We start from the raw sequence: 13,175 nt of genomic DNA on the forward strand, positions 1-13,175 counted from the left end.
CGACATCGATCAGGCTTCCGTTGCAAGGGGGGATGCCTCCCCGCGGGACGCCGCTCCGGTACGCGGCACGCCGAGCGGGGCGGACCGGAGTGGCGTCTCGCGGGGAGACGGGGGGAGGGTGGGGCGGCCCGGAGGCCGCTCCACCGGTGCTAGCCGAGCGCGGTGAGCGTCAGCGTCGCGGTGTAGGTGCCGGTTCCGACCGAGAGCGGGAGCTTCAGGTCGAGGTCGGCGCCCAGGACCGAGGATCCGGTCGGGTGCTGCGCCGCGGCGGAGCCGAGGACGCGGGGCGTGGCGAGGCCGTTGCCCGAGTCGAACCCGGAGGGGACGGCTGCGCCGGCGACGGCACCGCCCGTGTTCTCCAGGACCTCGGGGGTCCAGCCGAGGTGCTTGCCCGAGAACGTCTTCTCGCCGGAGCGGAAGTCGCTCAGCTGGCCGGTGACCGACCAGGCCGGGCCGTTGAGGCGGGTGTCGGTCACGCGGACCGGCACGAGCTCACCGGAGGCGGCGAAGTGGTCGCCCTGCTCCTCGGCGACGCCGAGGTTCACCAGGTTGCTGGTGCCCTCGAGCGTCCAGGTCAGCTCGCCCTTGTTGGCCTCGGGGACGATGACGGCCACGGCCTGGTCGCCGGCCGCCGCAGCGCCCGCCGCCGTTCCCGTGAAGGTGCCGTCGACTCCGGCGGCGGTGTTACCCGCGCCGAAGTTGACCGCCGGCGCGTTGTCGGCGAGCGCGATGCGCCCGCCGACCGTCGAGCCCGCGAGCTGGACGTTGCCGGAGTTGCCCGAGAGCGTGAGGTTCCCGCCCACCGTGTTGCCGAGGGCCGAGGCCGAGCCGTCCTCGTTCGCGCCCAGGAGGACGCCGCGCGAGGAGCCGGTGACGGCGAGCGAGCCGCCGACGATGGCGCCCTGCACGTTCACGCCGAAGTCGCTGCCGGCGAAGGTGGCGTCGCCGCCGACACTGGTGCGGTCGACGTCGACGTAGTTCGCCGCGTCGGTGCTGACCGAGCCGTCGACCGAGAGGTCGCTGAACTCGACGTCGATCCCGCCGGCCTCGACCATGCCGCCGACCGTGAGGTCGCGCAGGTAGAGGAAGCCGTTGCGGCTGCCGTCCGAGAACGACACGACGTCTCCGCCGACGCTGGTGCCGTCGATCGAGATGCCGTACGCGTCGGTGCCGATGACGTCGCCGCCGATGGTCGCCGAGGTGGCGTCCAGCCAGGCGTCGTCGCCGACGATGACGTTGCCGGTGACGGTCACGTTGCCGAGCACGCAGGTCTGGCCCGCGCCGACGTTGAGGTCTCCGGTGATCGTCTGGTTCCCGAGCTCGGTGGTGCAGTCCGTCGTCGCCGCGAAGGCGGACGGTGCGGCGACCATCGCGAGGGAGGCGGCCGCGAGGACCGCCGTGGGCGTCTTCCACTTCATGGGGGTTCTCCTCGGTGCGCTCGTGCGCGTCGTGCTGGTGGTGGTGCTGTCGGTGCGGCGCGCGCGGCGCGGGGTGCGCTCAGCCACGGAGCGCAGCGATCGCGGAGTAGCTGCGGGAAGCGGCCTCGAGGGAGTTCCCCGTGCTCGGCGGCGTCGCCAGCGTGGGAGCGGTGTCCTGCTCCCAGACGCCGAAGCGCTGGCCGCGGTCGCGCAGCTCCGAGAGGAACGCCTGGTAGGGCAGGTTGCCCGCGCCGAACTCGACGATGTCGTAGCCGTTGGTGTTGGCGTTGTTCGTCTTGCCGTCCTTGAGGTGCAGGATCGGGTAGCGGCGCGGGTTGCGCTTGATGTAGTCGAGCGGCTCGAAGCCCGGGTAGAGCTTCTTGCCGACGTACGCCCAGTAGACGTCCATCTCGAGGTACACGTGACGCGGGTCGGTGTTGTCGTAGAAGAGGTCGTACAGGCGGGTCTTGGGGTCGTCCGTGGCGAACCCGAACTCACCGGCGTGGTTGTGCTGGTAGAGCTTCATGCCCGCGGCCGAGACCTGCTGGCCCCACTTGTTCCACTCCTCCGCCGCGGCGAGGTAGCCCGCCTTGGTGTTGACGTTGGTGGGCGCGTTGCCGGTGCCGAGGTGCGGCGTGCCGAGGATCTGCGCGATCTCGATCTGCTTGCCCAGCTCCGAGCGGAGGAGGTTGGTGCCGACGTGCGAGCCGACGGCGCGGAGGCCGTTGTCGTCGAGCAGCTGGCGGATCTGCTGCGGGGTGATCGCTCCGACGTTGCCCTGGGTGTACCCGGCGAACTCGATCTCGCTGTAGCCGATGCGGCCGAGCTCCTCGAAGACGGCCCGGAAGCCGAGCGACGAGACCTTGTCGCGGACGCTGAAGAGCTGGATGCCGATGCGGTTGATCGGGACCAGGCGCGTGGATCCGGACGAGGGCGCGGGGGCGGCCGTGGCGGGCGCCGCGAGGGCTCCCGCTCCGACGCCGACCGCGACGGTCGATGCGGCCAGGGCCGTCATCAGCGAGCGCCGGCTCATCGGCTTGGCCGTGATGGATGCGTGGTGGTGGTGCATCATTTCTCCTTCGAAATGGCAGATGGTGCAGGGGGTGGGGGGCCGGCCGGCCCGGTCGAGCCGGCCGGCCCCTGCGCGGGGGCTACTGCTGGACGGTGAGGTTCAGCAGCGCCGACGCGGCGTTGGTGTCCGCCGTGGCGGTGTGGGTGACGGTCAGCTTGTAGCTGCCCGCCGCGAGCTTCGGGAGCGTCACCACGACGTGCCCGTTCTCGTCGAGGGTCCCGGTGAGCATCGCGACGGTGGAGAGGTTCCTCTTCACCATCACGCTCACCTGACCGGTGCCGGCGACACCCGTCGAGGACTTCGCGTCGACCGTGACCTGCGCGCTGGCGCCCGGCTTGACCGGGTTGGGCGAGACGGTCGCGGTGAGCTCCGAGGCGGCCTTCGAGACGATCAGGCGGGCGGTGCCCTCCGAGGCCTTGAAGGTGGCGTCCGAGCCGTACGCCGCACGGAGGGTGTGGGTGCCGGCGCCGAGGGTCTTCGGCAGGGCGAAGGTCGCCTTGCCGTCCTTCAGCGTCGCGCGGCCCAGCTCGGTGGCGCCCTCGTAGAGGACGACCTCTCCGCCGGGGTTCCCACCCTGACCGGTGACCGTGACGGTCGCCTCGCCGGGTGCCCCGAAGGTCACGCGGGGAGCCGAGAGCGCCACAGTGGTGGTCGACGCGGCGGTCGGGGCGTTCGCCGCGGCCAGGTCGATCGTGAACTTCACCGTGCCGACCGCCGAGACGTTGCCGCCGGTGTCGGTGGCGCGGTACTGGATCGTCCGGGCGCCGTTCGTGGTGAACGGGACCGTGTACGCGCCGTTGACGGCGCGGACCGTGGTCCACGTCGTGCCGTTGTCGGCGGAGTACTGGACGGTGGAGAGCGCTCCGTTGTCCGTGGCGGTGAGGCCGAGGGTCACGGGCTTGTTGTAGACGCCGCCGACGCCCGCAGGCGCTGCCGGGTCGAGGGTCGCCGCGACGGTCGGAGCCGTCTTGTCACCGGCGCCGACACCCTGGAAGGTGAGGGAGTCGAGCGACAGGCCGCTGGGCGAGGTCACGTAGAGCGAGCCGGTGCCGCGGGGGACGTTGGTGCCGAAGGGGACGAGGACGTCCTTCCAGCCGGCTCCCGCGGGGATGGTCGCCGTTCCGAAGGGCGCTGCGTCGGCAGCGTTCCAGCGGAGGTCGACGGTGCCCTCACCGGTGGCGCGGACCACGACGCCGGTCAGGTTGGCGAAGTTCACCGGGTCCCAGCGCAGGAAGGATCCCGCACCGAGTCCGCTGACGGCGTTGCCGCCGCTGGCGGTGGTGTCCGCGTAGGGCAGGACGCCCTCACGGGCGGCGTGCTCCGCCTCCTGCGTCTTCGGGTTCAGCCGCAGCGTCGCCTCGGCCGCAGCCGGGGGCAGGCCGTTGAAGCCGCCGTCCGTGTAGGTCACGACGACGGTGCCGTACAGCAGCGCGCCGGGGCCGTGCTCGGGCGAGTCCTTGGACGTCGGGAACGCTCCCTTGGCACCGGTGCCGGTGACCTCGGGGTGGGCGTGCTCGTCGTGGCCGAGGCCGTAGGTCCAGCCCACGCGGCTGCTGACGATCTGGTCGCCGTCCTCAGCGTCCTTGCCGGTCACCTGGTAGGGGATCGCGTCGCCCCAGCTGAAGAACGAGCCGTTGCCGGGCGTCTGGATCTGGATCTGCGGCGCCTGGTTGCCGACCGAGATGACCCGCGAGGTCAGGCTGAACTTGCCCTTGGCGTCGGTGACGCGCAGACGGGCCGTGAACTGTCCGAGCTCGGTGTAGGTCTTCTTGACGGTCACTCCGGTGGCGTCGAAGGTGCCGTCGCCGTCGAAGTCCCAGTCGTAGGTGAGCGCGTCGCCCTCGGGGTCGGTCGATCCCTTGGCGTCGAACGTGACCTCGAGCGGGGTCTGCGAGGCGGACAGGGGGGTCGCGGTGAAGCGGGCCTGCGGCGCCTTGTTGCCCTCGGCGTAGTCGATCCGGTACAGGCCCGCGTCGGGGTTGGCGCGGAAGAATCCGTCGCCGTACTCGATCACGTACATCGACCCGTCGGGGCCGAACTCCATGTCCATCGGGTTGTCGTGGATCGGCTGCGCGGCCTGGCTGAGCGCCGCGTTGGGGAGGAAGTCCTCGATGTGCGTGACCGCCCGGTCCTCATCGAGCGTGAACGCCGCGATGTAGTCCTGCGAGAACTCGCCGAAGAAGGTCTTCTTGTCCCAGTACTCCGGGAACTTCGACGTCGAGGTGTTGTCCGCGTCGAAGTGGTACACCGGTCCGCCCATGGGGCCCTGGCCGGTGCTGGTCCCGAAGTTGACGAGCTCGTCGAACGGCTGGTCGCCGGGGTTGTCGCCGTAGTAGACGGTCGCCGCCTTGGCGTCCGGGATGTCGACGAGGCCGGTGTTCCAGCGCGAGTTGTTCTTCAGGTTCTCCGGGTCGAAGAAGCCGCGGGGCGTCGACGTCTCGAAGTTCCACTCGTTGTACGGCGCGTTCGGTCCGTGGACGTAGGGCCAGCCGGAGTTGTGCGGCTCGTCCAGTCCGGTCGCGTTCCACTCGACGAGGCCCATCGGGCCGCGGACGCCGTCGGCCGCAGCGGCCTTCGTGGCGTCGGGGCCGTAGTCGCCCCAGGAGAGGGTGTTCGTCTCGGCGTCGACGTCGATCTTGAACGGGTTGCGGACGCCCATCACGAAGATCTCGGGGCGGGTCTTCTCGGTTCCCACCGGGAAGAGGTTGCCGTCGGGGATCGTGTACGAGCCGTCCTCCTGCACGGTGATCCGGAGGATCTTGCCGCGGAGGTCGTTCGTGTTGCCGGCGCCGCGACGCGAGTCGAAGCCCGGGTTCATGCGGGGCGCGTCGTTGTTCGGCGCGAAGCCCGCTGCACCCGGAGCGCTCGCCGGCGTGTTGTCGCCGGTGGAGAGGTACAGGTTGCCGTCGGCGTCCCAGTCGAAGTCGGCACCCACGTGGCAGCACTGCCCGCGCTGGGTCTCGATGTCGATGATCTTCTGCTCGCTCGCGAGGTCGAGGCCCGAGCCGGTCCACTTGAACCGGGAGAGGCGGTTGATGCCCTTCCACTGGTCCCAGTAGCTGTCGGTCGCGCCCTCGGGCAGCATGTTCGGGGCCGCGCCGGTCGGGGTGTTCCCGGGGGGCGCGTAGACGAGGTAGACCCACTTGTTCTCGGCGAAGTCGGGGTCGATGCCGACGGACTGCAGCCCGTCCTCCGAGTTCTGGTACACGGGGATCGTGTTGACGACACGGGTGGTGCCGGTCTTGGGGTCGGTGTGGCGGATCTCGCCGTTCCGAGCGGTGTGGAGGACCGACTTGTCCGGGAGGACGGCCAGGTCGAGGGGCTCGCCGACGTTCTTCGTCAGCAGGACCTTCTCGTAATTGCTCCAGTCGAGAGCGGATGCTCCGCCCTCGGAACCGTGGTCCACTCCGTCGTGGGCCGAGGCGGGCAGGCCGAGGGCGGTGAGTCCGGAGACCGTCACCATCCCGGCGATGCCGAGTGCGAGAAGACGCCTGATGCTTCTTCTCGAGGATCGCTTACCATTCATGCGTGATGTGATTCCTTCAATGAGGTGTTCATCGCAGAGGCCGGGTCCGTCGCTGTCCGCACGACTGAGCGGATCCGGTCTCCTCCTGTCCGGCCCTGGGGCCGGTGTCTTGCACTCCTCCTCCTCTCGCGGATGCCGGTGGCGCTGCGCTGCGGGTCGTCAGTGATCCCGGGGCGGCGCCGAGGTGGGGGTCGGCGCGGGATGGTTCCCGCGCCGACCCGGGCTGGTGGGGCCGATCAGGACTCGAAGGCCGAGGGCAGGTACTCGGAGACGTTGTCCTTGGTGACGACCGGCGCGAAGAGCTGGATCTGGCGCGGGACGCCGAGCGAGCTGGTGTCGGCCATCGACTTGTTCTGCTCGACGAGGCGGGCGAGCTTGATGCCGTCCGCGGCCTGGGTCGAGGGGTAGACGACCGTGGCCTTGACGACGGAGTCGTCGGCCTCGATCGCGCGCATCACGTTGGCCGATCCGGCGCCGCCGACGAAGAGGAACTCGTCGCGTCCGGCGGTGTCGATCGCCGCGAGGACGCCGACGCCCTGGTCGTCGTCGTGGTTCCAGATGGCGTCGATCTTCGGCGCGGCCTGGAGGAGGTTGGCCGCGGCCTGCTCTCCGCCCTGGACGGTGAAGTCGGCGGCGACGCGGTTGTCCACGTCGAGTCCGCAGCCCTCGAGCGCGTCCGAGAAGCCCTGGCTGCGCTCCTGGGTCAGCGGGAGGGAGTCGATGCCGGCGATCTCGGCGACGACGGCGTCGGGGTTGTCGCCGAGCTCCTCGCAGATGTAGGTGCCGGCGCTGACGCCCATGCCGTAGTTGTCGCCGAGGATGGTCGACCGGGCGGCGAAGGGGCTGGAGAACTCGCGGTCCACGTTGATGACGGTGATGCCCGCCTCCATCGCCTGTGTGGCGACCTGCGTGAGCGCCGCTCCGTCGATCGGCAGGAGCACGATCGCGTCGACGCCGTCGTTGATGAAGGTCTCGACCTGGCTGATCTGGAGGTTGACGTCGTTGGTGCCCTCCGCGGTGCGGAGCTCCACGTCGTCGTACTTCTCGGCCTCGGCGATGGCGGCGCGGCTGACCGCGCCCATCCAGCCGTGGTCGGCGGCGGGAGCGGTGAAGCCGATGACGACGTTGTCGCCGGAGGCGTCGTTGTCCGAGGCGGCCACGGCGGCGGCGGTCCCGCCGGAGGCGGCGTTGCCGGTCTCGACCGGGGCGTTCGAGATGCAGCCGGTGAGCATCAGCGCGACGGCGCCGAAGGCGACGCCGGCCGAGCCGAGTCGGGCGGTGCGGGAGAGGCGGCTGCGGGTGAAGGGGCGTGCGGGCATGGAAGTGATCTCCTTCGATCGATCCGAGGGGTCCGAGGGCACACGTGTCCTGCGGAGAGGTGACCTGAGTGGTCGGGTGGGTTGCTGTGTGTGGAGGAGCGGGGCCGGAGCCCCGGGGTCAGGACTTCCTGCCGCGGGCGGCGAACCGCTGCTGCAGCAGGACGGCGGCGACGATGATCGCGCCCTTCGCGACGGCCTGAGTCGAGGTCGACATGTTGTTCTGCGTGAACACGTTGGTCAGGGTCGTGAAGATGAGGACGCCGAACACGGTGCCGACGATGGTGCCGCGGCCGCCGGCCAGCAGCGTGCCTCCGACGACGACCGCCGCGATGGCGTCGAGCTCGTAGAGGAGGCCGTTGGTCGAGCTGCCGGCGGTGGTGCGGGCGAGCATCATGACGGCGGCGATGCCGGCGGTGAGCCCGGCGAGGCCGTAGACGTACATGGTGTGGCGGCGGACCTTGATGCCGGCGAGGCGGGCCGCCTCCGGGTTGCCGCCGACCGCGATGGTGCGGCGGCCGAAGGTGGTGCGGTTGAGCAGGATCCAGCCGGCGACGGCGACGACCACGAAGATCAGCACGAGCACCGGGATGCCGAGCACGTCGGCGCGGAAGAAGTCGAGGAACGGCGTGACCGTGACGACCTGCGTCTGGCGGTTCGAGATCAGCTCGGCGAAGCCGCGGGCGGCGACGAGCATCGCCAGGGTCGCCATGAAGGCGACGACCCGGCCGTAGGCGATCAGCGCGCCGTTGATCAGGCCGCAGACGAGGCCGACGACGACCGCGGTGAGCACGATCACCAGCCAGGAGGTGTTGGCCGCGTAGTACTGGGTCGAGACCGTGCTCGCCCAGACCGTCGCGAGCCCCATCACGGAGCCGACCGAGAGGTCGATGCCGCCGGAGGTGATGACGAAGGTCATGCCGATGCTCAGCACGCCGATGACGGCGGCGAGGCGGAGGATCGTGAGCACGTTGTCGACGCTGGCGAAGCGCTCCCCCGCGGTCGCGAATCCGACGATGCAGAGGATCACCAGCGCGAGCAGCAGCCCGACGTTGCGGCCGAGGGAGCCCTGCATGAGGCGGGCGATCCCGGAGCGGGAGTCCTTCGAGGGCACGCCCCCGGAGGAGCCTCCCGTCGCGGCCGACGCGTGACGGGCGGCGTCCTCCTGCGGACCGCCGATCGACGGCGACGCGGTGTCGAGCTGTCCGCTCACGCTGCACTTCCTTCCATGACGAGATCGAGCACGCGGTGCTCGTCGATCGAATCGGCCGGGCCCTCGTGGACCACGGCGCCGTCGGAGATCACGAGCACTCGGTCGGAGAGTCCGAGGACCTCGCCGATCTCGCTGGAGACCACGAGCACGGCGGCGCCGTTGGTCGCGAGGTCCCTGATCAGGGTGTAGATCTCGGCCCGTGCGCCGACGTCGACCCCGCGGGTCGGCTCGTCGAGCAGCAGGACGCGGCAGCCGCGCACGAGCCAGCGGGCGAGGAGCGCCTTCTGCTGGTTGCCTCCGGAGAGGGTGCGGGCGTCGCGGTCGACCCCGGAGGGCCGCAGGTCGAGGGAGACCGCCTGCTCGGCCGCCGCCGCGCGCTCGGAGCGCTCGTCGAGGAAGCCGCGCTTGGCGAAGCGGTCGAAGGTCGAGAGGGTGATGTTGCGGTAGACCGGCTCGTCCAGGAGCAGGCCCTGGCTCTTGCGCTCCTCCGGGCAGAGGCCGATGCCGGCGTCGACCGCCGAGGTGACGGATCCGGCGCGCAGGCGCTTGCCCGCCACGCTGACCGTCCCGGTGCTGGCGCGGCGCGCCCCGTAGATGGTCTCGAGGATCTCGGAGCGGCCGGAGCCGACCAGCCCCGCGAGGCCGACGACCTCGCCGGCGCGGATCTCGAGGGAGACGTCCGAGAAGGAGCCCTGCAGGCCCAGCTTCTCGACCTTCAGCAGCGTCTCGGCTTCGACGTCGAGCTCCTGGCGGTCCGGGAAGACGTACTCGACGGCGCGGCCGGTCATCAGGGTGATGAGCTTCGAGGTGGGGGTGTCGGCGACCGCGAGGTTCTGCGCGACGGTGGCGCCGTCCTTGATCACGGTGATCCGGTCGCCGATGGCGCGGATCTCGTCGAGGCGGTGCGAGATGTACACGATGGCGACGCCGGAGGCGGTGAGCTGGCGCACCACGTGGAAGAGGTTCTCCACCTCCTCGGAGTCGAGCACCGCGGAGGGCTCGTCCATGATGATGACCCGCGCGTCGTGCGAGAGGGCACGGGCCATCTGCACGATCTGCTTGCCGGCGGCGGAGAGCGTGCCGACCTCGCGGTTCGGCGAGATCTCGGAGTGGCCGAGGCGCTCCATCAGCTCGCGGGTGATCCTCGTGGCCTTCGCCCGGGCGGTGAAGCCGCCGCGGGAGAGCTCGTGGCCGAGGAAGATGTTCTCGGCGACGGAGAGGCCGTCGACGACGTCGAGCTCCTGGTACATCGTCGCGATGCCCAGGGCGAGGGCCGCCGTCGGGGACGGGATCGTGACGACGTTCCCGTCGACGAGGATCTCGCCCTCGGTGGGCTGGTGGGCCCCGGCGAGGGTCTTGATGAGGGTGGACTTGCCGGCGCCGTTCTGGCCGAGGAGGCAGTGCACCTCACCGGGTCGGACATCGAGGTCGACGCCGTCGAGAGCACGGGCGCCGGGGAAGACCTTCACGATGCCGCGCATCTGCAGAAGCAGCTGCTGAGACTCGTCGGAGGTGCGGGGAAGAGGCTGTGCAGCAGTGCTGCGGGGGTCTGCGGTGACCATGCGGATGAAGCTACTTCCACTTACGTCGCGGGTCAAGCAAAAGTTCTGAACCGATTCGAAGGCGATTCGAGTGATCGCCCAGTCGCCCCAAGGGCTTCCTGCTACCGCGTCAGGGCTGGGATCCGCGGGATTACGCGACATCTGACGGCGGCGGTTGAGACATTCCGTCCGCGATAGAGCGCTCTCCGAACCCTATGAACGCGCTCATGTCCGTGCAGCCCGGGCGCGTCGCCCCGGAGGCGGCCTCGCCGAGCGCGGTAGCGCCCGCGCCCCGACCCGTGGCAGGGTCGTACGGCCGACGAAAGGACGACGATGTCGAACGACCGAGCCCTGCGCGTCGCGATGGTGGGGACCGCCTTCATGGGCCGCACCCACTCGCACGCCTGGCGCACCGCCTCCCGCTTCTTCCCCCTCCCCCTCCGCCCCGAGCTCGCCGTGCTCGTGGGGAGCAACCCCGACTCGACCGCCGAGCGCGCCGAGCGGCTGGGCTGGAGCGAGGCCTCCACCGACTGGCGGGCCGTCATCGCCCGCGACGACATCGACCTCGTCGACATCTGCACGCCGGGCGACACCCACGCCGAGATCGCCATCGCGGCCCTCGAGGCCGGCAAGCACGTGCTGTGCGAGAAGCCCCTCGCCAACTCCGTCGAGGAGGCGGAGCGGATGGTCGCCGCGGCCGCCGCCTCCGGCAAGGTGGCGATGTGCGGCTTCAGCTACCGCCGCACCCCGGCCCTCGCCCTCGCGAAGCGCTTCATCGAGGAGGGCCGCCTCGGCGACATCCGCCACGTGCGCGCCCAGTACCTGCAGGACTGGCTGTCCGACTCCGAGGCGCCGCTGACCTGGCGCCTGCAGAAGGAGCGCGCCGGCTCGGGCGCCCTCGGCGACATCGGCGCGCACAGCATCGACACCGCCCAGTGGCTGACCGGCCGCGGCATCACCTCGGTCTCGGCGACGCTGCGCACCTTCACCACCGAGCGCCCCGTGCTCAGCGAGCAGGTCGGCCTCGGCGGCCGCGCCGGTGCCGACGCCCCGCGCGGCGCCGTGACCGTCGACGACGCCGCGGCCTTCACCGCCTCCTTCGAGGGCGGCGCCCTGGGCGTCTTCGAGGCGACCCGCGTCGCGACCGGCCGCCGCAACGCCAACCGGATCGAGGTGAACGGCGAGCTCGGCTCGATCGCGTTCGACTTCGAGCGGATGAACGAGCTCGAGTACTACGACGCCCGCGACCCCGAGGAGGCGCAGGGCTTCCGGCGCATCCAGGTCACCGAGCCGGCGCACCCGTACATGGCGGCCTGGTGGCCGACCGGGCACGGCATCGGCTACGAGCACCTCTTCACGCACCAGGTCGTCGACCTCGTCGAGGCGATCGCCGGAGGCACGGCGGTCACGCCCACATTCGCCGACGCCCTCGACGTGCAGCGCGTCCTCGACGCGGTCGCCACCAGCGCGGGCGCGTCGTCCGTCTCCACGCCGGTCGCCCGCTGACCCGACCGTCCCCTCCCCGCGAGATGCCGCTCCGGTGCGCCTCCCCCGGCGTGTCGCGTGCCGAAGCGGCGTCTCACGGAAGGGGGCGGCGGGCGCGGGGAGTCACAGTCGGCGCCGTGCGCCGATCCTGCGCAATAATGCGCCTATGAGCAAGAAGATTGACGCTGCGCATCGCGCACTGGTAGAGGCCCTCGACAAGCACGCCCGACTCGTCTCGGACAAGGAGTCGAAGCCGCGGAAGGTCGAACGGGCCGGAGCCGAGCTCCGCGCCGCGACGAAGGCGTACGCCGCGCTCGTGTCCGCGCGCACCGGCGCCGCGAGCCCCTTCGCCGATCTGGCCGACCCCCGCCTGGACAAGCCGACCATCGCGTCGCTCCGGGCCGAGCGCGACGCGATCGCGAAGCGGATCGCCAAGCACGAGGCGTCGGCGGGCGAGGACGGCGCGCTCGCGAGTTGAGCGGCCGCCACGGCGCGCTCAGGCGGTGAGCGCGCGCCTCCGCTGCCTCCGAGTCGCCGTGTTACGCGCGGGTTCCGCGCGGGTCCGACCGCCTTCGTATGGTGATCCCCGGGATCCGCGCAGTCGCGGCGCCGAGCGACCGGAGGCCGGTCGCAGCGCCGGCGGTGACCAGCACCGCCTGGTCGGCGCCGAGTGGCCGGATCCTCTCCACGGAAGGATCCCCACAGCCATGACCCTGCGCACCCGACTCCTCGCGACCTCCGCGATCGCCGCCTCCGCCGCCCTCCTCCTCGCCGGCTGCTCCGGCGCGGGCGGCGGCGACGACACCGTCCGCATCGGCGTGGTCGGCGCGAGCGACCCCTACTGGGCCACCTACGAGAAGGCCGCCGCCGACGCCGGGATCGACGTCGAGATCGTCGACTTCAGCGACTACAACCAGCCCAACCCCGCCCTCACCGAGGGCGAGATCGACCTCAACCAGTTCCAGCACATCGCCTACCTGGCGCAGTACAACACCTCGGCCGACGCCGACCTCGTGCCGATCGGCGCGACCGCGATCTACCCGCTCGGCCTCTACTCCTCGCAGTACGACGACGTCGCGGACATCCCCGCCGGCTCCACCGTCGCGATCCCCAACGACGAGACCAACCAGGCGCGCGCGCTGCTGGTGCTGCAGTCGGCCGGGCTCGTCGAGCTGAAGGACGGCGGCGGAGTGCTCTCGAACGTCGACGACGTCGAGTCCTCCTCGAAGGTGGAGGTCACCGCGCTGGAGGCCTCCCTCACCCCGACGTCGCTCCCGGACGTGGCCGCCGCGATCATCAACAACGACTTCATCGAGAACGCGGGCCTGAAGGCCTCGGACGCGATCGCCCAGGACGACCCGAGCGACCCCGCCTCCCTGCTCTACACGAACATCTTCGCCGCCCGGGCCGACGACGCCGAGAACGAGACCTACACGAAGCTCGTCTCGATCTACCAGGACAGCCAGGACGTGCTCGACGGCGTCTCGGAGCAGTCCGGCGGCACCGCGGTCTTCCTGAAGACCCCGGCCTCCGAGCTGGAGACCTCGCTCGAGTCCGCCGAGACCGACATCTCCGCCGCCTCCTGACTCCGGCATCCGCGGCAC

General features: G+C 70.9%; 9 protein-coding genes. 3 read left to right on the forward strand and 6 right to left on the reverse strand.

Features of this window, described 5'->3' with window-relative positions; translation table 11 throughout:
- Positions 1-149 precede the first annotated feature (149 nt).
- The 6 genes from C5C54_RS08350 to C5C54_RS08375 form a co-directional block, all read right to left on the reverse strand.
- Positions 150-1,418, reverse strand: a complete 1,269-nt coding sequence (locus C5C54_RS08350; protein WP_104226600.1) for a hypothetical protein — start codon at positions 1,416-1,418, stop codon at positions 150-152.
- A gap of 79 nt (positions 1,419-1,497) precedes the next feature.
- Positions 1,498-2,487, reverse strand: a complete 990-nt coding sequence (locus tag C5C54_RS08355) for a sugar phosphate isomerase/epimerase (protein ID WP_219813837.1) — start codon at positions 2,485-2,487, stop codon at positions 1,498-1,500.
- Positions 2,488-2,569: 82 nt separating this feature from the next.
- Positions 2,570-6,016, reverse strand: a complete 3,447-nt coding sequence (locus C5C54_RS08360) for a PQQ-dependent sugar dehydrogenase (RefSeq protein ID WP_146078811.1) — start codon at positions 6,014-6,016, stop codon at positions 2,570-2,572.
- Positions 6,017-6,252: 236 nt separating this feature from the next.
- Complete coding sequence (locus C5C54_RS08365; RefSeq protein ID WP_104222461.1) at positions 6,253-7,335, reverse strand: substrate-binding domain-containing protein; 1,083 nt, start codon at positions 7,333-7,335, stop codon at positions 6,253-6,255.
- A 118-nt stretch (positions 7,336-7,453) separates the two neighbouring features.
- Complete coding sequence (locus tag C5C54_RS08370) at positions 7,454-8,407, reverse strand: ABC transporter permease (protein ID WP_068256795.1); 954 nt, start codon at positions 8,405-8,407, stop codon at positions 7,454-7,456.
- 134 nt (positions 8,408-8,541) lie between these two features.
- Positions 8,542-10,026, reverse strand: a complete 1,485-nt coding sequence (locus C5C54_RS08375) for a sugar ABC transporter ATP-binding protein (RefSeq protein WP_208543410.1) — start codon at positions 10,024-10,026, stop codon at positions 8,542-8,544.
- A gap of 393 nt (positions 10,027-10,419) precedes the next feature.
- On the opposite strand from C5C54_RS08375, the gene C5C54_RS08380 reads away from it, so the two are divergent.
- The 3 genes from C5C54_RS08380 (at position 10,420) to C5C54_RS08390 (ending at position 13,157) form a co-directional block, all read left to right on the forward strand.
- On the forward strand, positions 10,420-11,592 hold the full coding sequence (locus C5C54_RS08380) for a Gfo/Idh/MocA family protein (protein WP_104226598.1): 1,173 nt from the start codon (positions 10,420-10,422) through the stop codon (positions 11,590-11,592).
- A 145-nt stretch (positions 11,593-11,737) separates the two neighbouring features.
- The gene (locus tag C5C54_RS08385; protein ID WP_104222458.1) at positions 11,738-12,049 is read left to right on the forward strand and encodes a hypothetical protein; all 312 of its coding nucleotides are present in this window, start codon (positions 11,738-11,740) and stop codon (positions 12,047-12,049) included.
- Positions 12,050-12,278: 229 nt separating this feature from the next.
- On the forward strand, positions 12,279-13,157 hold the full coding sequence (locus tag C5C54_RS08390; RefSeq protein ID WP_104237943.1) for a MetQ/NlpA family ABC transporter substrate-binding protein: 879 nt from the start codon (positions 12,279-12,281) through the stop codon (positions 13,155-13,157).
- The last annotated feature ends 18 nt before the right edge of the window (positions 13,158-13,175 follow it).

This window comes from Rathayibacter sp. AY1F2 (assembly GCF_002930885.1).
Classification (GTDB): domain Bacteria; phylum Actinomycetota; class Actinomycetes; order Actinomycetales; family Microbacteriaceae; genus Rathayibacter.